We start from the raw sequence: 25542 nt of genomic DNA, 5'->3' as shown, positions 1-25542 counted from the left end.
TATGTCCGTCCTTTCACTTCCCGTTGCTACACTTGGTACGCCACGCATCGGTCCGCGCCGTGAACTCAAATTCGCGCTCGAAAGCTACTGGACCGGGAAGTCCACCGAAGCGCAGCTGCTTGAAGCGGCAGCTGGACTGCGCACTGCTAACTGGGCGCGGCAGAAATCGCTCGGCGCGACCGTCATTCCGTCGAATGATTTCTCGCTTTACGATCATGTGCTCGACACCAGTGTGATGGTGGGCGCCATTCCGGATGTTTACGCTTGCACCACAGGTCCTGTACCGCTCTACACCTACTTCGCTATGGCGCGCGGTGCGCCGAACGGTGAACTCGATGCGAGTTGCCCTCACTCCAATCCTGCACAGGGCGCGCCTGCGCAGGAGATGACGAAGTGGTTCGACACCAATTACCACTATATGGTCCCTGAATTTCACAAGGGGCAGATCTTCAGGCTTTCTTCTCGAAAGCCGATTGAGGAATATGAGGAGGCAAAGGGGCTTGGTTACCAGACGCGTCCCGTGCTGATTGGCCCAGTGACCTTCCTGAAGCTTGGCAAGAGCGCAGATCCTTCATTCAATCCATTGTCGCTGTTGGATCGACTGCTGCCGGTCTATGTCGACGTTCTTCGTGAGCTGGTCGCGCGCGGCGCAGAATGGGTTCAGCTCGATGAGCCCTGTCTGGTCTTGGACCTCGACGAAATATCCCGCAAAGCCTTGCTTCGTACCTATACCTATTTTGCTAGGGAGATACCTGCTCTTAAAATCATGCTGGCGACCTACTTTGGGACCATCGGCGGTAATCTCGATACGGCCTTGGCTTTGCCGGTTTCCGGGCTCCACGTCGACTTGGTAAGGGGGGCAGACCCGCTGAACGCGATCGTCGCTGGGATTCGCAACGATCTCGTTCTCTCACTGGGGGTCGTCGATGGGCGCAACGTTTGGCGCTCCAACCTTTCAGCGCTGGTCGATCAGCTGGCGCCCACCGTGGCAAAACTCGGCACTGATCGCGTCCAGATCGCCCCCTCATGTTCGCTGCTCCATGTTCCAATCGACCTGGGGCTCGAAACCGATCTCGATTCCGATGTAAAGAGCTGGCTGGCTTTCTCGGTTCAGAAAATTAAGGAACTAGCGACCCTAGGAAGGGCGCTTGCTGGCGATCGTGCCGGCGTGGCCGATGTGCTCGCGGCATCAAAAAACGCGGCACTTGCACGCGAGCAATCGCCCAAGATCCACAATGCGGACGTCGCTGCGCGCATGGCTGCGATCGACCAAACCAAGCGCTACCGTTGCAGTCCTTTCGCAAAGCGCGCCGAGGCCCAGCGCGCGCGGTTTGCCTTGCCGACATTTCCCACGACGACCATTGGATCGTTTCCGCAAACCGCGGAAGTTCGCAATGCCCGCGCTTGCCATGCCAAAGGAGGGTTGAGCAACGCGCAGTACGAGCAGTTTCTCAGAGAGGAAACGGCGCGTGCGGTGCTATGGCAGGAGAATATCGGGCTCGATGTTCTCGTGCATGGTGAGTTCGAGCGCAATGACATGGTGCAGTATTTCGGCGAGCAGCTTTCCGGATTCGCCTTCACCAAGCACGGTTGGGTTCAGTCGTATGGCTCGCGCTACGTCCGTCCACCAATTCTGTTTGGGGATGTCTCGCGGTCGAAGCCGATGACGGTCGAATGGTGGCGATACGCGCAGTCGCTGACCAACAAGCCAATGAAGGCAATGTTGACTGGACCGGTGACGATTCTGAACTGGTCTTTTGTCCGTGACGATATTCGGCGAAGCGATGCCTGCCGCCAGCTTGCGGTTGCGATCCGCGATGAGGTGCTCGACCTTGAGGAGGCGGGAGCGACAATAATCCAGATAGACGAGGCCGCGTTGCGCGAAGGGTTGCCGTTACGCAAATCACAATGGAGGAGTTATCTCGATTGGGCCGTGGATAGCTTTCGCATCTGTTCGTCCGGTGCTGCCGACGAAACTCAGATTCATACGCACATGTGCTATTCCGAATTCAACGATATCATCGATGCGATTGCGGCGATGGACGCAGACGTCATTTCGATCGAGACGTCGCGCTCGAAGATGGAATTGCTCGACGCCTTCAAGAACTACAAATATCCGAACGAAATCGGGCCGGGTGTCTACGATATCCATTCGCCACGCGTTCCCGGCAAGGACGAAATGAAAGATCTCATAACGCTGGCCAGGCAGCGATTGTCCGATTCGCAGCTCTGGATCAATCCAGATTGCGGCCTAAAAACCCGAAGATGGGAGGAGGTGCTTCCCGCCTTGGTCAATATGGTCGCAGCCGCCCGCGAGTTACGAGCAGCCTGCTGATTGCATGAAGATCGTCGGCCCGAACGCCGTCGTCGATGGTGAATGCCGACTCGGACAAATGCACTGCGCTGAAAGGCGGGCGGTCCAATTGCGTGAATATCCCGCTAGTCGGCGGGATATGGCGAAAAGACCGTTCCGGAGTCGATCACACGCCGGTCTGCGAAAGGCCGGCACACCCCAGGACCCGTGGTATTTCGCTTTGCCTGGTCGGATGGGCAACAAATTGCGTGGCGGCGGTACTGAAGCTTCGGCGAAAGCCTGCATCGAGGAGAGCGACAGGCTGCGGGCATAGAGTGGGCGCGTCCTACTCTGTCCTTTCGGTGAGGCGCATCGTCGCCATGATGCCATCGGGCAACCCCGTCTCACGATTTCGCGCGAATGCTCAGAATCAATCGTCAAGCGTTCGCGCTTTCGAATTCGAAAAGCTTGCAGCCTGGTCCGGCTGCCAAATCGGCGTCCCGATCGGGAGTAGAATCGCAACCGACTGATTGCGGCGCTCGATTGCTCTGCTTCATCCCTGCGTGTCCGGCACGAGTGGGCTTACTCTCGCCGTGCGTTACTGTCGTCGAGATACGCTCGATACGCGAGCCTGATGCCGTCCTTGAGCGAGGTGGAGGCGCGCCAGCCGAGCTTGGCCAGGCGGCTGACATCGAGCAGCTTGCGCGGCGTGCCGTCCGGGCGCGACGTGTCGAAGCTGATCTCGCCGCGATAGCCGACGGCAGCCGCGACTACGCGGGCGAATTCAGCGATGCTGATATCCTCGCCGGTGCCGATATTGACCAGTTCGGGAGAGGAATAGGCCTTCATCAGGTGGATGCAGGCGTCAGCGAGATCGTCGACATAGAGGAATTCGCGCCGAGGCGTGCCGGTACCCCACACCACGACGTTGGTCGCCCCCGACAGTTTAGCCTCATGGAAGCGGCGGATCAGCGCCGCGACGACGTGGCTGTACTCGGGGTGATAATTGTCGCCGGGACCGTAGAGGTTGGTCGGCATCACGCTGATGAAATCGGAGCCGTATTGGCTGCGATAGGTCTCCGCCATCTTGATGCCGGCGATCTTGGCAATGGCATAAGGCTCGTTGGTCTGCTCCAGAGGGCCGGTCAGCATCGAATCCTCGCGCAGCGGCTGCGCTGCCAGCCGCGGATAGATGCAGGACGAGCCGAAGAACATCAGCTTCTCGCAACCATTGGCGTGCGCGGCCTGGATCACATTGGTCGAGATCGCCAGATTGTCGTAGAGGAACTCAGCCCGCAACGTGTTGTTCGCGACGATGCCGCCGACCTTGGCCGCGGCAAGGAACACAACCTGCGGACACTTCGCGGCAAACCAGGCGTTCACTGCGGCCTGGTTGCGCAGGTCAACCTCGCTGCGCGAGGCCGTCAAGAGGTTTGTGCCCTCGCGCGCCAGCCGGCGCATCAGCGCCGAGCCGACCATGCCGCGATGGCCGGCGACGAAGACAGTCTTGCCCTTCAGTTCATACGGAGTGCTTGCCATTGGCGGCGTCCTGTCTGGCCTCTGCGAGGTCGCTTGCGACCATTTCCTTCACCAGTTGCGCGAAGGACGTCTTCGGCTTCCATCCAAGCTTGGCGCGCGCCTTGCTCGAGTCGCCGATCAAGAGATCGACCTCGGCCGGACGGAAATAGGTCGGGTCGACGCGAACCACGGTCCTGCCCGACGCCTTGTCGACGCCGGTTTCGTCGACGCCCTTGCCGCGCCATTCGATCGCGCGGCCGACCTCGGCAAATGCCAACTCGACGAATTCGCGCACCGCATGCGTCTCGCCGGTCGCCAGCACGAAATCGTCGGGCGCATCCGCCTGCAGGATCTTGTGCATGCCCTCGATATAGTCGCGCGCATGGCCCCAGTCGCGCTTGGCCTCGAGATTGCCGAGATAGATCGTATCTTCCAGGCCGACCTCGATGCGCGCGACGCCGCGCGTGATCTTGCGCGTCACGAAGGTCTCGCCGCGGATCGGGCTCTCGTGGTTGAACAGGATGCCGTTGCTAGCGAACATGCCGTAGGCCTCACGGTAGTTCACCGTGATCCAGTAGCCGTAGAGCTTCGCCACGCCGTAGGGCGAGCGCGGGTAGAATGGCGTGGTTTCCTTCTGCGGCACCTCTTGCACTAGGCCGTAGAGCTCCGAGGTCGAGGCCTGATAGAACCGCGTCTCCTTTTCCATGCCGAGAATCCGGATCGCCTCCAGGAGGCGCAGCACGCCGATGGCGTCGGCGTTGGCGGTATATTCCGCGCTCTCAAAGCTGACTGCAACGTGGCTCTGCGCAGCCAAGTTGTAGACCTCGGTCGGCCGGATCTGCTGCATCAGCCGGATCAGATTGGTGGAATCGGTCATGTCACCATAGTGCATCAGGAAGGGCACGCTGCCGGCATGCGGGTCCTGATAGAGGTGGTCGACACGCGCGGTGTTGAACGAGGACGACCGGCGCTTGATCCCATGAACGGTGTAGCCGAGACCGAGCAGGTATTCGGCGAGATATGCGCCATCCTGCCCGGTGACACCGGTGATCAGCGCTACGCGCCGCTTCGAATCCTGAGCTGCCATGTCGTCTCCAGAGCACGGAGCGGAAGTTGAGCTCGGCAACGCCATCTGCGCAGCGGCCTTTCGGAAGAGCCTGGATATGCTGGGTCGCGATCACACGAAGTGGAGGAGAGCAATCGTTCGCCTTGATAATACACGTCAAGTAAAGATGCGCATTATATACATTGATTTATCTTCCACCAGGCAGTGCGGAGGCCGCTCTTTATGCACACGTCCCGCCGAACGTTCAGGTCACGGCCTACTGTCTTCAGTAGAAAAAACAGCTCGGCCTTCGACACCCGAACAGAGCATAGGAGTCTGCGATCCCGAGCGGTCTGCAGGCGCTGGATCCGCACAGCCCGTGTTTTCAGGCGCGAAGCGACGCCCTGAGCGCGGATCAAGCGGTGCAAACGTATGTATAGTTCATCAAACGTTTCGATATCGGAGGTTTACTTCCGTACAGTTGAGCTGCCGATCCCGATCCTTCTAGTCTGGCGTTGGTCCGACTAGCGCCGTTCGCGTTGGTTCGAGTGTCGCGGTCTTCAAGATCAACGCTTGCGCGGTAAACTGATGCTTCGCGGCAGTGCCGTTGCAACAGCGCCGAATGCTTTTCAGATTAAATCAATCCGGCGAAGCAGAACGTCCGCAAGATAGAGAGAAGACGGAAAGCACATTCGAAACAGGATAAGGCAGCGGCAATCTAGATGGCAGGAATCGAAAGTGCGTTTCAACACAAGAGGTGGGCCCTATCAATGCGCATCGTGTCGTTGAGAGAAGCCGTATGGTCGTCGTTCCCTCAGGTGCGCAGCTCCGCCTTTTCAAAAGCTTATCTGTCCGCATTCTGGGCCGGTTAACTGAGGTTATCAGCAGAATGGTGGAGCGCGGCTATTTGGATGTTAACTGGCGTATCCTTCCAGCTGTGGCGCTGCAGAAGGTTCTTATGGTCTCGTACCGGAGAATCAAGCGTGGCTCTCGACCACGACCGGTCGAACCACGATCATGAAGTTTTATCGCCGGACATGCCGTCGGCCGACCCGCCTCGACTGTCGTCGATCTTTAGAAGGAGGTCACTTGCACGACATTGGTCTGCGACGCGATTATGATTGCTATCGTCGCTGTCGGGCGAAGGCTCCGCTGGTGCCGGAGCTGGCCGCCACACCAGAGCGTGGAGACGCGCCTGAATATCCGGTTCATCTCGATGTCGTCACGTCGTCTGCTGCCGCATCGCCGCTTGTATTCAGTCGCGCTCGCCAAAACCGCAATGCGGTTGGGCGAACTGATGATGACAAGAACGAGAATTGACGCGTGCGTACGCGTGCGACGATGCCAAATGAGGCTGCAGCGACGCCCGAGATGATTGCTGGTGACTATCCGTCAGATGAATGTCGTGATGGCTTTCCTATCGGGGTGAATGCCAGGTTCCTTGAAGATGGGTGCATTGATCGGTATGTGCGGAATTGTCGGAATCTTGGGTCGTGGTTCGGTCGTCGAGCGGTTGATCGGCTCACTCAAGCGATTGGAATATCGTGGCTACGACTCGGCGGGTGTCGCGACGCTCGAAGCTCTTCGCATCGAGCGGCGCCGCGCCGAAGGTAAGCTGAACAATCTCGAGAAGGAGCTGCGTCGCAAGCCCTTGTCGGGTCATGCCGGCATTGGTCACACCCGCTGGGCGACTCACGGAAAGCCCACTGAGGGCAACGCCCATCCGCATGCGACGGAGAATGTCGCGGTCGTTCATAATGGAATCATTGAGAACTTTCGCGAGCTGCGCACCGAACTGGAGCAAAGTGGTGCCCAATTCGAGTCCGAGACCGACACCGAGGTGGTCGCGCATCTCGTCGAATCCTATCTGCAGAATGGCTGCTCGCCGCAGGAGGCGGTAAAGGCGTCGCTGCCACGGTTGCGCGGAGCTTTTGCACTGGCCTTCCTATTCAAAGGCCACGACGACCTCCTGATCGGTGCGCGTCAGGGGGCGCCCCTTGCGATTGGGCATGGTAATGGCGAAATGTATCTGGGGTCGGACGCTCTCGCGCTCGCGCCGTTCACCGATACCATCACCTACCTTGAAGACGGCGACTGGACGGTTCTGACCCGCACGATCAGTGTCATCTATGGAGCACGGGGGAATGTCGTCCATCGGGAACCGTCAAAGTGTGGTGCGTCGTCGCTCCTCGTGAACAAGGGGAATTATCCACACTTCATGCTCAAGGAAATCCACGAGCAGCCGGAAGTAGTCGGGCAGACACTGGCCCATTACGTGGACATGACCGCTGGGCGCGTAGCCTTGCCGCTGAAATTGCCATTCGACTTCAATGTCATTGAGCGTATCTTGATCACGGCTTGCGGCACGGCGAGCTATGCTGGGCAGATTGCGAAATGCTGGTTCGAGGGGCTGGCACGCGTCCCGGTCGAGGTCGATGTCGCGTCCGAGTTCCGTTACCGTGAGGCGCCTTTGCGCAAGGGGGACCTCGCGATCGTCATTTCTCAGTCAGGGGAGACCGCCGACACGTTGGCCGCATTGCGCTACGCCAAGGGCCAGGGGCTGCACACGATCTCCGTCGTCAACGTGGCAACGTCGACGATTGCACGCGAGAGCGAATCGGTGCTGCCGACGCTGGCGGGGCCGGAAATCGGCGTCGCCTCGACAAAGGCCTTCACCTGCCAGTTGATGGTGATGGCCGCGCTTGCGGTCGCGGCGGGTAAAGAGCGTGGAGAATTATCCGAGATCGATGAATGCAAGCTCGTGCGTGAGCTGATCGAAGTGCCCCGGCTGATTGCCGCGGCGCTGGCGGTCGAACCGCAGATCGAGAAACTGGCGCGTGATATCGCCGGGTCAAGTGACGTGCTCTATCTCGGTCGTGGCACATCGGTTCCCCTGGCGCTGGAGGGCGCCCTCAAGCTGAAGGAAATCTCCTATCTCCACTCAGAGGGATATGCCGCCGGAGAGCTCAAGCATGGTCCGATTGCATTGATCGACGAGACGGTGCCGGTCGTGGTGATAGCGCCTTACGACCGGGTCTTCGGTAAAACCGTCTCGAACATGCAAGAAGTCGCTGCTCGTGGCGGCAAGATCATCCTGATAACCGATACGAAGGGCGCCTCGGAAGCGGCGCTCGACACGTTCGTGACCATCGTGCTGCCGGACATGGCCGCAACCTTTACGCCGATGGTATATGCCATCGCGGTGCAACTTTTGGCCTATCACACCGCCGCCGTCATCGGCTCGGACGTCGATCAGCCGCGTAACCTCGCAAAATCGGTGACCGTCGAATAGGCGGCAACGGAGCGATCGCCCGCGAGGCTCCTGGCCGTCTCGCGATCCGGTGATGTTTGGTTGCGTCTGTTCCGTGAATGCGAGAACCGACCACATCGTCAGTCTCGCTCCTATCCAAATTGGTTGTCGTTGGCGAGGATCGGGCCATGTGGTTAGGCCGATCCCGATCACTCCGCCTGTGCGAGCTCGTGCAGCACTCCGCTCGCCAGCTCGAGGAGACAGGCCAGCCCTAGACGTTATCAAGCGCCGGGCGGCGGTCTGGGGAAGGAGGCCGATTGATCGCATCAATCGTGCGACTATTCCGCTCCAATTGCTGGTGTCTGGCATCATCGGCCGCGATCACGCTCGTGGCGGAAGCTGGTCCGCTCGGAAACAAGCACGCGCCGTTATTGGCGATTGGAAATATGTGTGACCACGCCGGCCCTGGAAGGCGATCTCGAAAATCCACGTCAGCTTTTGGTAAGCCTGGATACCTATCAGCCTCTGCGGGCCTAGTCGGCCTTAAGCCAATGCTGAAATGTCCAGGAGTACGTATCGTCATGTATAATCGAATCGGTGGCTCATCCAACGGCCAATGGTCGCGTTCGGCCGAAGACGACGAGCACGCTTATGGAGATAGGTTCGCGGATACGTTCGCCGAACTGCGTTTAGGCGCCTCGGATTCGAACGGTTACTCATCGTCGTCGTCAGCGCGGCCGTACTCCGTCGTTTCCAGGCCGCCCGTGGTCGAGATGACCAAGGCGGCGTTCAGGCAGGAGGCGCAGGCCTTTCACGGCCCGGAAATCTGGCATATCGCCAACAATCCCCAAGAGTACTCACACTTCATATCCGATAAAGCAAGGCGAACCGCGGAGGTCGCCGAGGAATATGGAACCACTCGCGATTCGGATCAGGCGCGATACTTCAGCTACCACCTTGGAAGTAAGAGTGTCGGGCTTCTAAGAATGGAGGGCGGAGACAGCATGACCGAGTTCGACGTCGAACGGTGGCAGGAACTGTTTCCGGGACGCACTCGAACGACCTCCACCGTAGATCTTCAGGTCGTCCACCCGCTTGTCGAGAATGCCGGCGATATTCTGCTCGAGTATCAACTTGGTCTCGACGGTAAACGGCCGTTGCTCAATCTGCGCCCGGCGAATGATGAAGCAAGAGCTCGTGCAGAAAAGTTGGGCTTCGTTGAGGTTGATGATGACAACATGGTGCTCGATCCAACGAAGTCAGAGAAGTGGACGCTCAGTCATGGTAAGTGGCAGCGAACAGGCACGTCTGCGCGATATCTTTCCAAAACCGACGAGGGTGAGGGCAGAAATGCAAAACCTGCGGCAAGCTCCTCAGAATATTCCGATGAAGACGATTTCATGTGATCATCGAACATTCTGAAGATGTCCCGCGGAAGGAGAATAATCGGCCGCGCCGGGGTTCTCGTGCGCCGACCCGACGCGTTTGGCGTCTCACGATTGAGAAGAGCTTCCACGATCTGGGCTAGACTGCTGCCCGGAATGTTCGACAAAGCTTAGCTTCATCGTTGCAGCGTCGATCGCGCGAGTTGGATGTCGTGGTTTCGCGCAGTAAAATTGCTCGCATCGGCAACAACTACACGTGACGACGTGCGCCCGGCTGCCGAAAGGGACCGGGCGCTTTTTTCCCGTGCGATGACTGCGGCCCAAAGAGCCCGGGCGAGGCCGCGGTGCGATGGAAAAGAACGGCAACAATATCGCGTGACGCTGGCGCGAACGAAACGGTTGGCGTCGCCACCCGTTCTGTTTACGAGCTGCATACACAACAGCAGGGCAAATGGACCGTCGACGTCGGCACTATTGCCGACCGCAACACTCACCCTTCCGATGGCTCATTCGCGCGCAGGTTCGCGCGAGAGGTGCTCCTGGATCGTTCATCCGCTCAGGTGCCTGGCCCACCGCGGTGTCCCTCTAAAGCGATTTCGAGGTGCTTGATCAACGTCTGCCCGGCGAATGGCTTGGCCAGGAAACAAGCCGCTCCGGCACTCTGCGCGGCGGCGCGAACGCGGTCATTGGGAAACGCCGTGATGAAAATGAACGGCGCGTTGTAACCGCGGGCGCGTGTGGCCGCGAGCATATCCAGGCCGCTCATAGTCGACATCTGTACGTCCGTGATCACGCAGGACATTTCGTGCAACTGCATCGACTGCAGGAACTCTTCGGCCGACGCGAACGTCAGGACGATATAGCCGCGCGATTTCAGAAGATTCTCTATCGCAACACGGACCGAGGCGTCGTCGTCAACGACGGAAATCAAAGGCGTGGACAAGACGAGCCCTCCTGACCCGCAAAAGCGCTTTCCGAAGCATTAGCCTCCCTGAGCGGAAAGTGGGCTTGGGGCACGTGATTGTAAAATCATACTTAGGTTTGTTCGGGCCGATTGTCATGGATACCCAGCGTCTCAGTCATTCTGATCAGATCGGCCAACGACCGAGCGCCCATCTTCTTCATCACGTGTCCCCGATAGATCTTGACGGTAATCTCGGCGAGGCCGAGCTCCGCAGCTACTTGTTTGTTCATCAGGCCGGCCGTCACCAGTTTCAACACGTCCTGCTCGCGCGGGCTCAAAGTCTCAAACAACGACTGGAGGCCCGCGATTGTCTTCGCGGCTTCCCGTCTCTTGCGATCGCGTTCGATCGCCGCAAGCACCGCATCAAGGAGCTCCTGATCGCGAAATGGTTTGGTAAGAAAATCGACCGCGCCACCTTTCATGGCTCTCACGCTCATGGGAATATCGCCATGGCCTGTGATGAAAATGATCGGGATGTGAAGGCTCGACTTGGCCAACTCGGCCTGGAACTCAAGTCCGCTTAATCCCGGCAGCCGGACATCAAGAACCAGACAGCTTACGACATCTGGAACGTTGCTCTGCAGCATTTCGCGAGCCGATCCAAAAGCAACGACGTCCAGGCCCACCGACTGAAAAAGGTTGGTGAGCGATCGACGCATTGAGGCGTCATCCTCGACAACGAAAACGATCGCGCTTGTTGCTCCCTCGGCTTCCCTGCCTTGGCGCGGCGAGTCAGAGCGTTCGGTCACGACACGACCTCCTTATGGAACGGCAGGGTGAATTGGAAAGTCGCGCCCGGGGCCGCCTTGCGGACAATCGACAGACGCCCCCCGTGAGCCTCAACGATTGAACGGCAGATCGAAAGGCCCATTCCAAGCCCGCTCGATTTGGTGGTGAAGAAAGGATCCAAGACATGATCCGCGTGATCATCGGCGATTCCGACGCCGCAATCAGTCACCGCAATCTGCACGGATCCGCGATCGTCTTTGCATGACTGAATCACCAGTTCGCGCGGCCGGTCCTCAACCGTTTGCATGGCCTCGATTCCGTTCATCACCAGGTTGATGATCACCTGCTGCAGTTGAACCCGGTCGCCGAGGACCGCTGGAAGCGCAGGCGCCAACTCGGTTCGTAGTCTCACGTGGTGGGTCAACAGTTCACGCGTCACGAGCGCGATGGCGTCGTTGATGACCTCATTGAGACCGAGAGGCACCATCTCGATCTCGCCTTTCTTCGCAAGTGCGCGGATGCGGCGGATGACCTCGCTTGCTCGAATTGCATCTTCGATAATCCACTCAACAGACCTACGCGCAGCGGAAAGATCGGGAGTTTCGCGACCCATCCAACCGAGACACGCGTCGGCATTGCTGATAATGGCGGCAAGTGGCTGATTGATTTCGTGGGCAATGGAGGTCGTCAATTCCCCCAGCGTCGTCACGCGCGTCACGTGCGCAAGCTCGGCCTGAGCCTTCCGCAGCTCTTGCTCCGCTTGATCTGCGCGAATCGTCGCGGTGATGTCGGTGCTGACGCCACGGTAGCCGAGAAAGTTGCCGTCCACGTCAAAGAAAGGCTTGCCGCTGGTCCGAACGTAGATTGGAGCCCCCATCCGGTTGACGGTGCGATAGACCAGATCGCGAAACGGCAGATGCGCATCCAGCGTTGCTCGATGCTCTCGCCATTTTTCGGGTTCTGCGTCGACGTCGCACGCAATGTCCCAGCGGAGCTGGCCGATGAGGCCGGTCGCCAAGATTCCCGCGGCGCTGGTGTGCTCCGAGAGGTGTGTGACCAAGTGATCCGGGCCGGTCTCCCAGAGCCAGTCCGAAGCAGTTTCGGCGTAGTCGCGAAAGCGTTGCTCGCTTTCTCGCAGCGCAGCGAGTGTGTTTTCCAACCGTTCCCTGGCCGCGTACTGCTCGGTGACGTCCATATGGGTTCCGATGAGCTCACGCGAAGAGCCGTCGCCCCCGACCATAGCATGCGCGACGGAATGTATGCGCCTAGTTGTGCCATCGGGAAGCAGGACTCGGAAATCATACTCGAAGTTCTCCCCCTTGCCTTCGACAACCTGACGCTGCACCTCCTGAAGCGGCGGCACGTCATCTGGATGGATCCGCGAGAGGATCGCATCTCTCGACGCAGCCTCTTCCGGATCGAAGCCAAAGAGACGATCGACTTCGGCGGAGCGATAGGCAAAATCGCGACGGTAGACATCCCAGGTCCAACTGCCCGTATGGCTGAGACGCTGGGCTTCGGCCAGATTGGCTTCGCTACGGCGCAACTGTTGCTCCGCCTGCTTTGTCGCCGTAACGTCCGTCGCTGCCCCCACAAATTCGATGTCCCCAGATGCGGTCGTGATGGCTCGCGCGCGCGCGTGGATGTGCTTTATTGAACCGTCCGCCATCACGATTCGGTATTCATGCTCGAAATCCTCTTGGTCTCGCATCGCGCGATCAATGATCTCTTGGACAGAAGCCTTATCGTCCGGATGGGTCCGCTCGACGACCAGGCCCGGATTTGGTTCAGTGGCCGGATCGAGTCCGAAAATTCGAAAAGTCTCTCTTGACCAAAAGACCTCGCCGGTGGCGACATTCCAACCGAAACTGCCGGTGCGGCTCAATTCCTGAGCCTGGGCCAGATGCGCTTCGCTTCGCTGCAGGGCAAGTTCCGTGCGCTTTCTCTCGGTGATATCTTCGCAGGCAATGAGGACGATCGGCTTGTCATCGGCCCATACCATGGCTTTGGCGTTTTCACGCACCCACAGGACCGAGCCGTCCTTCCTAATTTTCTGAACGTCCCAAGTGTGCGATTGGCCGACCTGTTCAAGGCACTTGGCGATGCAGTCGCGCACGAATGCACGGTCATCCTGAAGAAAAACCTGCAGGACGGACTGGCCGATCAGTTCCGCGCGCGCGTAGCCGAGCTGCGTCGCGCCGAAGGTATTGACGTTTAGGACCATGCCGGCGTCATCGACCATGAAGTACATGACTGGGTTGTGCTCAAAGATTTCGCGCCACTGCTTTTGGCGGTCGCGCAAATCGGCTGCCTCCCGCTTGAGCCTGGCCGTTGCCTTAAGCGTATCTTCCCGTTCCAGGCGGAGCCGTCCGATGACGTACGTTGCAACAATCGACGTAATCAGGAACGCGACAACCACCTGAAGATATTGCGGATCGTCGATCCGAAGATTGAAACTTGGCGGCATAAAGAAATAGACCAATGCCGCGATCGAAATCATGGACAGCGCAATTGGTGCAATGAAGCTGTCCATCGGAGAAAACGCCACGATCACCGCCAGATAGGCAAACGCGGTCGCGGCGAAGTGGGGGCGAAAGTAGAACGAAGCGAGCGTTACCACCGCCAAGGCTAGGCTCCCGGAAACAAGCCGCCAGGCTGGATGCTTGAGCTTGGTGAATTGATTACGCATGCCTGTCAACTGTCCGGCCTTAATCGATGCCGGAAGAGATTAACATTTTGGGCAAAAATGGGGCAATTCATTTCGACCGAGAGCGCGCCTGAGCGGCTCCACGATCGGTTATCGATTGTGAGAATCAGCACGACCAGCAGAGAAGCGCATTACAAACGTTCGTATAGTTCCGCCAAATGTTTGAATATCGAACGTCGCCTCGGCGTGAGAGCCGCTGGTCTCGGCTCCCGATTTTCTTCGCTCGACGGCGAGTAGTGCTTGCAGGAGACAGATCGGATCAAAGGCAGGAGTGTCCAACCCAGGTTGACTTCGACTGGCCGCAGAACGGCTTCGTCCGCCCTTCGCAGCGCGACCAGCGAAGTCCATCTCTTCGGACGGGGCCGTGCTCAAGGTTCTGAGCGTTTTTCGAATGACCGGACGGGCAAACTGGTTTTTTTGGTCGCCCCAATCGATCGACGTCGTTCGTCCGCTTCCATGCTTTCGAGAGAACAGTCTCGCGCGTGAAAGCTCATCTCTACGCGAGCTGATTTGGCGCTGGACCGCGCCCGGAATATTGGAACCGACGGCTCTGCGAGATGCTCGTTTCGGTTTCCAAGCTATGCGCCACTATTGCGCCGGATGCCGACGCTAGGCAACGGAAAGCTGAGTTGCCGGAGACAAACTTTTGGGGGCACAATCCTGGACGCCCTCCGCCGGATTGAGCACCCAGAATGACGAACTCAGCCGCACTCGACTTGGTGGCATTTCGCCATCGCCGACAAGCTGTAGATCTACCCCGCGGTGTCCGTCGGCTCCGCCTTGGTGAGATCGATGTCCTTGTCGAGCCGCGCACGCAGTGTTGCGTGGTCGAGTTCGCCTTCCCACCAGGACACGAACACGGCGGCAATGCCGTTGCCGGTGATGTTGGTCAGGGCTCGCACCTCGCTCATGAATTTGTCAATCGAGAACACGATCGCCATACCGGGCACGAGCGCTGGGTTGACCACTGATAGGGTTGCGGCGAGCGTAATGAAGCCTGCGCCGGTAACGCCGCTTGCACCCTTCGAGGTCAACATTGCCACGACCAGGATCGTGAGCTGTTGGCCAAAGGTGAGATCGACCCCGAGCGCCTGCGCAATGAACAGCGTTGCCAACGTCATATAAATGTTGGTGCCGTCGAGATTGAAGGAGTAGCCGGTCGGTACCACGAGCCCGACCACTGGCTTGGAGCAGCCCAGTCGCTCAAGTTTTTCCATCAACTGCGGCAGCGCGCTTTCCGAGGACGAGGTGCCAAGTACAATCAAGAGCTCGTCCTTGATATAGACGATGAACTTGAGAACCGAGAAGCCGACCAGGCGGGCAATAACACCAAGCACGACCAGGACGAATAGCGCCGCCGTCACGTAAAACAATGCGATGAGGCCGATCAAGTTGCCGAGTGCCGCGGGCCCGAATTTTCCGATCGTAAAGGCCATGGCGCCAAACGCCCCGATGGGAGCCGCTTTCATGACAATGGCGATCACGCCAAACACCGCATGCGCGGCGTCGTCGATAATGCCGCGTAGCCTCTCGCCGCGCTCGCCCAGCGCCATCAGCGAAAAGCCGAACAAGACCGCGAACAGGAGTACCTGCAGGACGTCTCCGCGCGCAAGAGCGCCGACCACGCTGTCGGGAATAATATTGAGGATGAAATCGACTGTTTTGGAGGTTTCCGCCTGCCTTACGTAGTTGGCGACCGCCCCAGCGTCCGGTTTGACGGAAAGCCCCCGACCGATCTGGAACAGATTGCCCATTACCAGCCCCAGCAATAGGGCAAAGGTGGAGACAATCTCGAAATAGGCTAGCGCCTTGATGCCAACTCTTCCGACCTTCTTTGCATCTTGAATATGCGCGATGCCGGACGTCACAGTGCAGAAAATGATCGGCGCGATGACCATCTTGATCAGCTTGATGAAGCCATCACCAAGCGCTTTGACCCACTCGTTGGTCGCGAGTGACGGCCACAACCAGCCGACAACGATGCCAAGGAGGATCGCGATCAGAACCTGGACGTAAAGAAGTTTGTACCAAGATCGCGATGCCCGCGCAGGCGCCGCAGTTGCGATGGTGGTCATGTCGCTCCTCCCTTGGACGCAAACTCAAATACGAGCCGCCGCGCGTTGAGAAGCGACGGCATCATATGCGTCAGTCGTTTCTTGCCGTGTCCGATTGAAGACGTTGATGTCGGCAGTTCGACACGTGCGGCGTCATTTCAATGGCAGGCTTTCAGTTTCTGCTTATCCTGCTCTGTCTAGCAAGAAGTGCGCCAACCGGGGCGGCGCTTCTTGGACAGGCCTGACGATGACTCGACGGTCTTCCGTGCTGGCGCGCATTCGTGCCGCGAACGCGGCGACGTCGCTGGATGTGCCGCCAGTAGATTCCGTTAACTTCCGGGATTGGATGCCAAGCCAGGTCAAGTACGTAGCGCTCGTTTGTTTTGTCGTCGCTCCGCAACTTGCTTCTTGACCGTGGCGATGATTGCGTTCGCCAGTTGAGCTCCCCTTCTGTCGTTTTCTGTCGACATAGCGCCATCCCATCTTTAGTCGAGCAGCGTCACGCGATGGTCAGTGACGTGATCGGCATGAGAGGGGTGGCGGCGTCGATGCAGCATTCCGCAACAATGGTAAAATCCATTGTTTGGATGGTAGGTATCCACGCCGTGAAAGTATGGAGCAATGCTCGGAGGGGATGCCGAGATCCACGTTGGTTCTTGCTCGTTCCGTTGCCCGCGTAACCTGATCAGCTGACGCCGCAATGGTCTAACGCCGCCCGAATGACCTCGGTGGACCACTTAGACTCCACGTCTCTCTCGATGCGGCAAAAGAGGCGGTGCCGGGCTCGGACTTCCGTACTGAGGCAAGCCCTGGCTCGGAAACGAGCAACCGTCTCGCTTGTAATCGTGCGTAACATAGGCAGCTAGAAGAGTAGTCGTCGCTGGCGAGAACGACATCTGGCTCAATCTGAGGATTGTCGCACCTTGGTTGCTGTGAAAAGCTTCTGTCACACCAAAACCCCTGGGGGCGTCGACCTTGAGCTTGTCATATCAGTCGGCCTACACAGCGCCCGTGTTGCCCAAGCTCTACACTGTACCTCCGCCCCCAGGCTGGTAGCACGATGACCAACGGGCGTGGCGACATCTGATACATGGGATGCGATCGCAAAAGATCCTACCGAGCGCGTCTCAGCCGCAGGCAGATCTCACGTTTAAGGCGTGAGCTACGTGGCCACCATTGGACCGCTAACCTGGAGCGCGAGATTTTCTCCGTCGAGCTTGATTGGCTCGCCCAACCAGTTGGGCACGCGCTGCGCGCCGGAGCTCTCCTCGATGCAAACTGACGGATCGCAGTTATTTCTCGGGGGGGGGGGGCGCGGTCGTTAGCTTTGCTGTCAGGCAGGTAAGGCTGGTCAGCGAAACGAGTAGTGCATGATAGTGACGGCAGCGCTTCGTTCACGCGTGGCCCAGGAGCGCCAAGTCACAGCGTTACTGACGTCATCCCAGAATGCTGGGCGAGATCGTCTCGGAACAATGAATGACAGGAGTGGAATCTGCTCCCGACACTGCAAAGCAGCGAACACCGATGGCCGTGACCAGTTGTACGCGCTGTCCGGCATTGGCGGCCTCTTCAGATCGCGTTTGACTTGGCGATTCCGTGAGGTCGAGGACTCTACCGGCGTGTCACCTGCTCGCGGCAGAAGCCCCACGTATCCGCGACAGTATGTAGGGAAGGTGCCTGATGGCGCGCCGATCTTGGCTTTGCCACAGCGGCGCGCCCTGTGGGGACGGAGGATCCGCATTTGGCGTTGCTCCCACCCTGACACGAAAGTCGGGTTCGCGGGCCAATTTCCATCAGCCGGGCAGGCAAAATGGAGATGCGCGACCGCGATGAGCCGACCTCGAAATGTATACAGAACCTGACGTGAATGCCGCCAGATGCAGGTTTTTTGTCAATATTTGACCCGATTTCATCTGTTATCGTGGAAGCAGTGGATACAGAAAGTATCCATCGGTGAACAACGAGGACCGCCAATGGACCACCGTTTTCCAATGAATGCCTGGTACGCCGCTGCCTGGGATGCTGACGTGAAGCAGGCGCTATTGCCGCGTACCGTATGCGGCAAGCACGTCGCGATGTATCGCCGCAGCAACGGCGAGGTGGCTGCCTTGGAAGATGCCTGTTGGCATCGGCTGGTGCCGCTTTCAAAGGGGCGACTTGAGGGCGACGCTGTCGTCTGCGGCTACCATGGGTTGAAATTTAACGCGCAGGGGCGCTGCACCTTCATGCCCTCGCAAGACACAATCAACCCCTCAGCGTGCGTGCGTTCCTATCCTGTTGTCGAGCGTCATCGTTTCATCTGGCTATGGATGGGCGATCCCGCGCTGGCCGATCCACAATTGGTGCCGGACATGCACTGGAACGACGATTCCGCGTGGGCCGGCGACGGTAAGACCCTTCACCTCAAATGCGACTACCGTTTGGTCGTCGACAACCTCATGGATCTGACGCACGAAACGTTCGTCCACAGCGCCAGCATTGGCAATGACGCCATCGCGGAAGCGCCGTTCGATGTCACGCATGGCGAGAAGACCGTCACCGTCACGCGTTGGATGAAGGGAATTACCGCGCCGCCGTTCTGGGCCAAGCAATTGCAAAAGCCGGGTCCGGTGGACCGCTGGCAAATCATTCGTTTCGAGGCACCATGCACCATCAATATCGATGTCGGCGTCGCGCCCGCCGGGACGGGCGCACCCGAGGGCGATCGCTCGGCCGGTGTCAACGGTCTTGTCCTCAACACCATCACGCCGGAGACGGAAACGAGCTGTCACTACTTCTGGGCATTCGTGCGCAACTATCGGTTAGGCGAGCAGCGTCTCACCACCGAGCTCCGCGAAGGCGTTGCCGGCATTTTTCGGGAGGACGAGCTGATTCTTGAGGCGCAGCAGCGCGCGATCGCCGAAAACCCAGACCGGGTCTTCTACAACCTCAATATCGATGCGGGCGCGATGTGGGCACGCCGCCTGATAGATCGCATGATTGGCGCGGAGCATCCGCCGCAACGGCAGGCGGCGGAGTAAGGCATGGCCGAGCGTGACAGCGATCGCGCCGTCTCGCAAACAGTGCGCGCGCAGCTCAGTTTGCGCGACCTGATCCTGTCGGGCGATTTGCGGCCAGGCGCGCGAATCTCAGAATTGCAGGCAGTGCAGGCCACCGGTGTCTCGCGCACGCCGGTGCGAATGGCGCTGGTGCGATTGGAGGAGGAGGGTCTTCTGGAAGCGATCCCCTCCGGCGGCTTCATGGTCAAGGCGTTCTCCGAGCGAGATGTCTTGGATTCGATCGAACTGCGCGGCACGTTGGAAGGACTTGCGGCGCGCTTTGCCGCCGAGCGAGGCGTTTCATCGCGCGATCTCGAATCCATGAAGGGTTGTCTCGACGAGATCGATACCCTGGTGCGGCAGGACCCGATCTCAGTCGAGGCCTTCGCCTCCTACGTCGCGCTCAATGCGCGTTTTCATGCGCAGCTCACCGAACTGTCGCGCAGCCCACCCCTGATCCGGCAGGTCGATCGCGCGTCGGCGCTCCCGTTCGCCTCGCCGAGCGGTTTTGTCATGACGCAGTCGACGCTGCCGGACGCTTCCCGGACGCTGCTGATCGCGCAGGATCAACATCGAGTCGTGATCGACGCAATCGAGAACCGCGAGGGGGCGCGGGCCGAAGCGGTCATGCGCGAGCACGCGCGGCTGGCCGCACGAAATCTGCGGCTGGTGCTCAAGAATAGGACACATTTCGATCTGCTCCCGGGACTGGCGCTCATCAGGATGGCAGGCGATTAGAGGAGGAACCGCATGCGCTTCATCGAAACACGGACGCCCGCCACCTTGATCGCGACACGCGATCTGACGACTTCAATCCGCGAGTTTCTGATCCGACCTGACAATTATAAGGGCGCGGCCTACCCGGTTGGAAGCCACATCGATGTTGCTGTCGTCGTCCATGGCCAGCCCGAGACGCGGTCCTACTCGCTGGTTGGTGAAGTGGACGGCGCCGGCTACCGTATTGCGGTGCGGCGGGCGGATGACTCACGTGGCGGCTCGCGCTACATGTGGTCGCTCGCGCCGGGGGCACGGCTGAACGTCACATTGCCGATCTCGTTACTGCCGATTGACTGGGCGCGTCAACATTATTGCTTGGTCGCCGGCGGCATCGGCATTACGCCGCTGATCGGGGCGGCACAGGCGCTCGCCCGGCGCAATGCTGAGTTCATTCTGCATTATGTGGTGCGTTCGCGCGAGGATGCGGCCTATCTGGATGTTCTGGTCCACTTGTTGAACGAGCGCCTTGTTGTCCATGCCGGCAACGAAAAGCGTCGCTTCGATCTCGCCGCGACGTTCGCGTCGCTGCCGCCTGATGCCATGACGCTGTTTTGTGGCCCGATGCGTATGCTCGATGCCGCGCGACGAGCTTGGATCGATGACGGGCGCGCATTGTCCGACCTGCGCTACGAGACTTTCGGTTCGAGCGGCTTGCTACCGACCGAAAGTTTTCGGGTGCGCCTTGCCGAAGAGGGCGTCGAGATCGAAATTCCGCGCGATCGCTCGATGCTGGACGCGCTCAATGCGGCAGGTTACGAGGTGATTTCGGATTGCCGTCGCGGCGAGTGCGGCGTTTGCGCCATCAACCTCATCGGCGTCGACGGGGAGGTTGATCACCGTGACGTCTTCTTCAGCGAGCAGCAGAAACGCGCCAGCGAGAAGATCTGCGCATGTGTCTCGCGCGCCCGCGGTACCATCACGGTCGACATGCTGCTTCGCCCGGACGTCGTTTAGCCTCGCCTCAAGACGCCCGACGGCGGAAAAGCCGGAGTTTCAACGCAGGTCTCGGAGGAGCCAAGTCGTCCCACATCTGACCGTCCTCGGGCGTTCGGCAAAAATCGTGTCACTCGACACCGATCACGCTGACATTCAGCCCGCAATCCTGCCCATCGCAGTCGATGCAAGCCTCGATCTCTTGGCCCCGAGCCGCTATCGCCGTTCCCGTCTGCAGGAGGTCGTGCCGGCGGTGTCACGGCAAATGTGTTGCGCGGCATGACTGTAGCATGCCTCAGGTTGCACTGAAATGCGCAAGCAATGCCAGTCCAGACGCAATTTGCACGACCTTATTCTCTTGCGAGAGCGAAAGTCGGCCGACGACGGTCACCTTCCTTGGAGAAGCTGAGCTACCCAACAACGGTCAGGCATGGACGCACCAATCTCCAGCTTAAGAACCTGAATGATAGATCCACAAGGCTGGCGTTGCTTCGATTGAGCTAAGTCAAAGCCTGCAGCGCAGGACGCCCTACCTTCAACTCATTAGGCTCAGGAGGCATTCCATGCGAGCTCACCAGGTCATGACGAAGACCGTCATCACGGTCACTCCTCAGACCTCGATCGAGAACGCCGCCAACATCATGCTACGCAACCACATCGGTGGGGTGCCGGTCGTAAACTCCGATGGCAGGCTTGTGGGCATCGTCTCGGAGAGTGATTTCCTGCGCCGCAGCGAGATCGGAACCGGACGCAAGCGTCCGGCCTGGCTGCAGTTCTTCCTTGGACCCGGCCGAGCAGCCGTCGACTTCATCCGTGAGCGGGGCCGCAAGGTGGAGGACGTGATGACGCTGGAGCCGATCACGGTCGAGGAAGAAGCATCGCTGGACGAGCTCGTGGGCCTGATGGAAAAGAAGAACGTCAAGCGCCTGCCAGTGATGCGCGGCAAGGACCTAGTCGGCATCGTGGCCCCTTCGAATCTGCTGCAGGCCGTTGCCAGCAAGGCGGCCGAGATCCCGGATCTAACTGCAGACGACGACCATATCCGCGACCGCATCGTTCAGCAGGTCAGCGCCACGGACTGGTGCCCGATTGGTTTTGAGGTCGCTGTGCGTAACGGCATTGTGCACCTTCACGGCGTCATCATCAGTCCTGATTCGCGCCGGGCAGCAATCGTGGCAGCGGAGAACGTCGCGGGCGTCAAGGACGTGCATGATCATTTCTGCTTTGTCGACACCTATTCCGGCTACCACCTTGAATTTCGGGAAGACGCGAAGGCAGCGAGTTAGTCCGCTACCTCATTTGGAAGCCAATCGATGTCCTGGATTGTTTGGATCTTCTTCATCATCGCAGCGCCGATCGCGGCGTTGCTGGTTGCGCCGGACTCTGCGAATTTCGATATCGTGCAGGCTGTCCTTGCGATCATCCTGATGACCGCCCTGATCGGCCTCGGCGCGGCGTGGACAGCCTATCGCCGGCGAAGCGTCCGCCCATAGATAAGGTTGGCTTGGTGTCTTTGACCGGACGACAATTGTCATCTTGCGATCATCGGCCTGAACTTGATCAGGTCCGACAACGCCCTCGGCGTATCATATGGACCAAAGAAATGGCTGATCGACAGACTTGGCGCCCCATTCTCTTTTGCTGCCCGTGGACGGGGCGCACGGTACAGGGATTATTGTCCGAAGAGGTCTTCAGCTCTACCGGTTCAAGCAAGGATCGCTACGAGCCTGTCACATGCGTCGCCTGCGCGGCCACTCATTTCGTCAATCCGGTAACCGGAATTGTATTGGGAGCTGGCGCAAAGCGGTCGTGATGCCTCCGCATCAAACTAATCGACGGCGCCAATTACGCGTTCAGCCGATTCAGGACGGCTTCGTCGCGCAACTGGATGCGTCGGGATGTTTCGAGTGTAATGATGCCGGATTGTACGAACTGGGTAAATGTGCGCGACACGGTCTCGATCGTCAATCCAAGGTAATCGGCAATGTCCCGCCGCGACATTGGCAACTCAATCACGGCATCGCGGCAGCTGCGGCCGGACATTTCCAGCAAAAATCCGGCGACCCGCTCTTCGGCGCTCTTGATCAGGACAAGGGAATGCTCCTGGACCCTCTGCAACTCCCGCACCGTGAGCGTCCAAAGCTGCGCGGCGAAATCCTTTTCGCGCTCGGCGCGAGCCATTAGGCTGCTGCGTTTCACCACGAGCACCTCGGCATCATTAAGGGCTTCGGCGGACGACAGGTGAACCTCGCCGGCCTCGACGCCGAAGATGTCTCCAGGCAGGTAAAAACCGCAGATCTGGCGTCGGCCATCATCCAGCATACGATAGGTGCGCACGGCTCCAGAAATGGCCTGATAAAGGTATTCGGCTGGCTCATCTTCACCGTAAATCTCAGCGTTGCGGGCAAATCGCATCGCTGCCCCCATCAGAGCCCGCGGACTGTCTTTTTGGGCTACACCTGAGCGCAACAGCGGAAGGGAACGACTATACTTTTGGGAATTGGCGGCCGTCATGAGCATGGCAAAACTCCGGTTCGATCCTTCACGATCGGAAGTCTGCCTCTTTTTAATGTTTCCGAAATCTCGGTCGGTCCCCTAAGTACAATTCCGGAGGGCCGCAGGGAGTTACCGACCGGCGTCGAGCGCTGGTTACCTGTCAGCTTCGCTCGAGGTGCAATCGTTGCGGCGCACCTCTCATCTGCTTAACTTGCAATTGTGGAGAAGATGGCGAGTGGATCTCTCGCGGCGTCGGCTAGCCGTCCAGCCTTATTCACGCGAGGTCCCGAATCCGATGCGCGATCTGCGGTTCATAGTCCATCAGACGCTCCAGATACCGTCCAGGGTCGTATCCCCCGAACAGATCGATGGTACAACATCGGCCTTGATTTTTCTGATCTGAACCCGGGCAAATCTGCTCTCGCGGTTGTCTGCTCGGCTTGTCTTACCAACGCGCAACCGTTCTTCTATCAGGCTAACAATTCCGATCTGCTGCTCGTCTCGCTCTTCGCCTGCGGACATTCGTCGACGGTGATTCGCTTCCTTCCATAGACATCTGAGGGGACGCGATGCCTTGGCTTCATCGGCGCGCATCACAGATCTCATCGCTCGTGCAGTTCCGGCTCGGCAAAGGGCAAGGTGAACTCGAACACAGTACCGCCGTCATTGTGAGACCGGGCGGAGATGCGGCCACCATGCGATTCGATGATCGTGCGGCAGATGGAGAGGCCGACGCCCATTCCGTTCGGCTTGCTGGTGACAAACGGCTGAAACAACTGCCGCGCGATCTCCGGGTTGATCCCCGTGCCGGTATCGGCCACCGAGAAGAATGCGGTGTTGTTCCTGTTTCTGACTTCGATTGTGAGTTCGCGACGGCTCGTTGTCTCCATTGCCTCAACTGCATTCCTGATCAGGTTGAGCGCAACCTGCTGGATCTGGATCTTGTCGACGATGATATCCGGAAGGTCGCGATCGCAATGAAGCGAAACCCGGACGCCTTGCTCCCTCGCGCCCACAAGCGCCAATGCCGCGGCTTCTTCCAGCAGCACGGCTGGATTTTCCAAGGTTTGCTGGGTTTCGCCCTTCGCAACGAACTCTCGCAACCGCTTGATGATGTCGCCGGCGCGCAGTGTTTGGGCGGCGCTACGATCCAGCGCTTCGATGACTCTCTGCTTATCGACATGCTCTGACTTCAGCAGCGTCGCTGCACCGCGAAGGTAGCTCGTGATCGCAGACAGAGGTTGATTGAGCTCATGAGCCAGCGAGGACGCCATCTCGCCCATCGCGGTCAGGCGCGACACGTGGACCAGCTCCGATTGCAACTCCTGCATGCGCCGTTCCTCGCTCCTGCGCTCGGTCAGATCACGGATGAACCCTGTAAAGAACCTTTCCGCACCGACCCTGGCCTCGCCGACCGCCAGCTCCATCGGAAAAGTCGAGCCATCCCTGCGCTCTCCGACAACAATCCGCCCGATGCCGATAATGCGACGTTCACCCGTGTTCCGGTATCGGTGCAGATAGTTGTCATGTTCATCCCGATAGGGCGTGGGCATCAGGATCGAGACGTTCTTCCCGATGACCTCCGCGGCTGCCCAGCCGAACAGCCGCTCGGCAGCGACGCTGAAGGAGCGCATGATCCCATTCTCATCGATCACGATCATCGCTTCCGGCACAGTGTCCAGGATGGATTGTAGCTGCGCCTGCCGATAGCGTGCATCCTCCGACTCGCGCGAAAGCCGGTCTCCGACGAAGCCGAGTATCGGACCCAGAACGGCGAATGACAACACGTCGATCAGATCAGCCGGATCTGCATGGAGTCTATTTCCGAGGAAGAATAGTGTGGCCCCAAGACACAGGACTGTCGCGAGGAGCGCCGGGCCACGTCCGCCAGCCAGGGCGGCAAACATCACGGCCGGGACGTAGATGACAGTGAAACTGCGTCCTTCGAAATAGCGGTCCAGCACGAGCCGGACGGCAAACACAAGTAGCGTTGCAGCCACAGCCGATCCATACCTAAGCCAGAAGCGACATCGCATTGTCATCAAGCTGTTTGCCTCGCAAACTTTCGCTTCTCGGGCGATTTCTATCTATATAGCCCAAAGCGGCTGGTCACTCCTATCCGCTTGTGTCAATATACCAAAGCTCGCAACGGCTCTACTCTTGTCGATGCCTTCACTCACCATCGCCTGTTATCCCAACCATCGATTGCTCCGAAGGTGAGCGGATGCACGTCGTCGTCATCGACATCCGTCATGTTGCCATCGAATGGTACTGTCGAGATCGCCTTCGAGACTGCGCTGTCCTTCATGTGTCTTGCCCGGCTTTGAGCAAACCTTGACAGCGTTGATACAAC

The 25542-nt window shown here is 59.0% G+C and carries 19 protein-coding genes; 9 read left to right on the top strand and 10 right to left on the bottom strand.

The genetic code is table 11. The features are described 5' to 3' along the window. Window position 1: 1 nt before the first annotated feature. Window positions 2-2335 carry a 5-methyltetrahydropteroyltriglutamate--homocysteine S-methyltransferase gene (gene metE / locus MTX23_RS28840; protein WP_280973518.1) on the top strand — a complete coding sequence of 778 codons (2334 nt, stop codon included), beginning with the start codon at window positions 2-4 and terminating at the stop codon, window positions 2333-2335. Window positions 2336-2875: 540 nt separating this feature from the next. On the opposite strand, the gene MTX23_RS28835 is transcribed toward metE, so the two are convergent. Then, window positions 2876-3832: a GDP-L-fucose synthase gene (locus MTX23_RS28835; protein ID WP_280973517.1), complete on the bottom strand. Its 957-nt coding sequence runs from the start codon at window positions 3830-3832 to the stop codon at window positions 2876-2878. After that, window positions 3813-4898: a GDP-mannose 4,6-dehydratase gene (gene gmd / locus MTX23_RS28830; RefSeq protein ID WP_280973516.1), complete on the bottom strand. Its 1086-nt coding sequence runs from the start codon at window positions 4896-4898 to the stop codon at window positions 3813-3815. The genes MTX23_RS28835 and gmd overlap by 20 nt, the downstream gene beginning before the upstream one ends. Before the next feature lie 1047 nt (window positions 4899-5945). Here gmd and MTX23_RS28825 point away from each other — a divergent pair. The 3 genes from MTX23_RS28825 to MTX23_RS28815 all read left to right on the top strand — a co-directional run bounded on the left by MTX23_RS28825 (window position 5946) and on the right by MTX23_RS28815 (window position 9512). After that, a complete protein-coding gene (locus MTX23_RS28825; protein ID WP_280973515.1) occupies window positions 5946-6176 on the top strand; it encodes a hypothetical protein in 231 nt (76 codons plus the stop codon). 145 nt (window positions 6177-6321) lie between these two features. Continuing rightward, on the top strand, window positions 6322-8148 hold the full coding sequence (gene glmS / locus MTX23_RS28820; RefSeq protein ID WP_280978243.1) for a glutamine--fructose-6-phosphate transaminase (isomerizing): 1827 nt from the start codon (window positions 6322-6324) through the stop codon (window positions 8146-8148). 539 nt (window positions 8149-8687) lie between these two features. After that, a complete protein-coding gene (locus tag MTX23_RS28815; protein ID WP_280973514.1) occupies window positions 8688-9512 on the top strand; it encodes an Effector protein NopP in 825 nt (274 codons plus the stop codon). Window positions 9513-10047: 535 nt separating this feature from the next. Here the strand turns inward: MTX23_RS28815 and MTX23_RS28810 are convergent. From MTX23_RS28810 to dctA, 4 genes are all read right to left on the bottom strand, one after another. Further along, window positions 10048-10434: a response regulator gene (locus MTX23_RS28810; protein WP_280973513.1), complete on the bottom strand. Its 387-nt coding sequence runs from the start codon at window positions 10432-10434 to the stop codon at window positions 10048-10050. Window positions 10435-10526: 92 nt separating this feature from the next. Continuing rightward, window positions 10527-11204, bottom strand: coding sequence for a response regulator transcription factor (locus tag MTX23_RS28805; RefSeq protein ID WP_280973512.1), 678 nt, complete (start codon window positions 11202-11204; stop codon window positions 10527-10529). Next, window positions 11201-13873 (bottom strand): PAS domain S-box protein, encoded by a 2673-nt coding sequence (locus MTX23_RS28800; protein ID WP_280973510.1) that lies wholly within the window; start codon window positions 13871-13873, stop codon window positions 11201-11203. Before MTX23_RS28800 ends, MTX23_RS28805 begins: the two co-directional genes overlap by 4 nt. 770 nt (window positions 13874-14643) lie before the next feature. Then, window positions 14644-15966 carry a C4-dicarboxylate transporter DctA gene (gene dctA, locus MTX23_RS28795; protein ID WP_280973509.1) on the bottom strand — a complete coding sequence of 441 codons (1323 nt, stop codon included), beginning with the start codon at window positions 15964-15966 and terminating at the stop codon, window positions 14644-14646. 1952 nt (window positions 15967-17918) lie between these two features. Here dctA and MTX23_RS28790 point away from each other — a divergent pair. The 5 genes from MTX23_RS28790 to MTX23_RS28770 all read left to right on the top strand — a co-directional run bounded on the left by MTX23_RS28790 (window position 17919) and on the right by MTX23_RS28770 (window position 22186). Further along, window positions 17919-18965: an aromatic ring-hydroxylating dioxygenase subunit alpha gene (locus MTX23_RS28790; RefSeq protein WP_280973508.1), complete on the top strand. Its 1047-nt coding sequence runs from the start codon at window positions 17919-17921 to the stop codon at window positions 18963-18965. A gap of 3 nt (window positions 18966-18968) precedes the next feature. Further along, window positions 18969-19721, top strand: coding sequence for a GntR family transcriptional regulator (locus tag MTX23_RS28785; protein WP_280973507.1), 753 nt, complete (start codon window positions 18969-18971; stop codon window positions 19719-19721). Between the two features lie 12 nt (window positions 19722-19733). After that, a complete protein-coding gene (locus tag MTX23_RS28780) occupies window positions 19734-20714 on the top strand; it encodes a PDR/VanB family oxidoreductase (protein WP_280973506.1) in 981 nt (326 codons plus the stop codon). A gap of 542 nt (window positions 20715-21256) precedes the next feature. Then, window positions 21257-21979, top strand: a complete 723-nt coding sequence (locus MTX23_RS28775) for a CBS domain-containing protein (protein WP_280973505.1) — start codon at window positions 21257-21259, stop codon at window positions 21977-21979. Between the two features lie 27 nt (window positions 21980-22006). Next, a complete protein-coding gene (locus tag MTX23_RS28770; RefSeq protein ID WP_280973504.1) occupies window positions 22007-22186 on the top strand; it encodes a hypothetical protein in 180 nt (59 codons plus the stop codon). Between the two features lie 352 nt (window positions 22187-22538). On the opposite strand, the gene MTX23_RS28765 is transcribed toward MTX23_RS28770, so the two are convergent. The 4 genes from MTX23_RS28765 to MTX23_RS28750 form a co-directional block, all read right to left on the bottom strand. Then, window positions 22539-23213 (bottom strand): helix-turn-helix domain-containing protein, encoded by a 675-nt coding sequence (locus MTX23_RS28765; protein WP_280973503.1) that lies wholly within the window; start codon window positions 23211-23213, stop codon window positions 22539-22541. 297 nt (window positions 23214-23510) lie between these two features. Beyond that, entirely contained in the window at window positions 23511-23783 is a 273-nt protein-coding gene (locus MTX23_RS28760) for a hypothetical protein (protein WP_280973502.1), read from the bottom strand. An 8-nt stretch (window positions 23784-23791) separates the two neighbouring features. Then, complete coding sequence (locus MTX23_RS28755) at window positions 23792-25189, bottom strand: PAS domain S-box protein (protein WP_280973501.1); 1398 nt, start codon at window positions 25187-25189, stop codon at window positions 23792-23794. A gap of 176 nt (window positions 25190-25365) precedes the next feature. Continuing rightward, window positions 25366-25497, bottom strand: coding sequence for a hypothetical protein (locus MTX23_RS28750; RefSeq protein ID WP_280973500.1), 132 nt, complete (start codon window positions 25495-25497; stop codon window positions 25366-25368). Between the last annotated feature and the right edge of the window lie 45 nt (window positions 25498-25542).

The organism is Bradyrhizobium sp. ISRA436 (assembly GCF_029910015.1).
GTDB lineage: Bacteria > Pseudomonadota > Alphaproteobacteria > Rhizobiales > Xanthobacteraceae > Bradyrhizobium.
The sequence above is the reverse complement of the archived record's forward strand: the minus strand, read 5'-3'. Positions and strand labels throughout refer to the sequence as shown.

Coding starts and splice junctions, on each gene's coding strand:
- metE (WP_280973518.1), top strand. CDS start 2: ATGTCCGTCCTTTCACTTCCCGTTGCTACACTTGGTACGCCACGCATC.
- MTX23_RS28835 (WP_280973517.1), bottom strand. CDS start 3,832: ATGGCAAGCACTCCGTATGAACTGAAGGGCAAGACTGTCTTCGTCGCC.
- gmd (WP_280973516.1), bottom strand. CDS start 4,898: ATGGCAGCTCAGGATTCGAAGCGGCGCGTAGCGCTGATCACCGGTGTC.
- glmS (WP_280978243.1), top strand. CDS start 6,322: ATGTGCGGAATTGTCGGAATCTTGGGTCGTGGTTCGGTCGTCGAGCGG.
- MTX23_RS28815 (WP_280973514.1), top strand. CDS start 8,688: ATGTATAATCGAATCGGTGGCTCATCCAACGGCCAATGGTCGCGTTCG.
- MTX23_RS28800 (WP_280973510.1), bottom strand. CDS start 13,873: ATGCGTAATCAATTCACCAAGCTCAAGCATCCAGCCTGGCGGCTTGTT.
- dctA (WP_280973509.1), bottom strand. CDS start 15,966: ATGACCACCATCGCAACTGCGGCGCCTGCGCGGGCATCGCGATCTTGG.
- MTX23_RS28790 (WP_280973508.1), top strand. CDS start 17,919: ATGGACCACCGTTTTCCAATGAATGCCTGGTACGCCGCTGCCTGGGAT.
- MTX23_RS28785 (WP_280973507.1), top strand. CDS start 18,969: ATGGCCGAGCGTGACAGCGATCGCGCCGTCTCGCAAACAGTGCGCGCG.
- MTX23_RS28780 (WP_280973506.1), top strand. CDS start 19,734: ATGCGCTTCATCGAAACACGGACGCCCGCCACCTTGATCGCGACACGC.
- MTX23_RS28775 (WP_280973505.1), top strand. CDS start 21,257: ATGCGAGCTCACCAGGTCATGACGAAGACCGTCATCACGGTCACTCCT.
- MTX23_RS28770 (WP_280973504.1), top strand. CDS start 22,007: ATGTCCTGGATTGTTTGGATCTTCTTCATCATCGCAGCGCCGATCGCG.
- MTX23_RS28765 (WP_280973503.1), bottom strand. CDS start 23,213: ATGCTCATGACGGCCGCCAATTCCCAAAAGTATAGTCGTTCCCTTCCG.
- MTX23_RS28760 (WP_280973502.1), bottom strand. CDS start 23,783: ATGCGCGCCGATGAAGCCAAGGCATCGCGTCCCCTCAGATGTCTATGG.
- MTX23_RS28750 (WP_280973500.1), bottom strand. CDS start 25,497: ATGAAGGACAGCGCAGTCTCGAAGGCGATCTCGACAGTACCATTCGAT.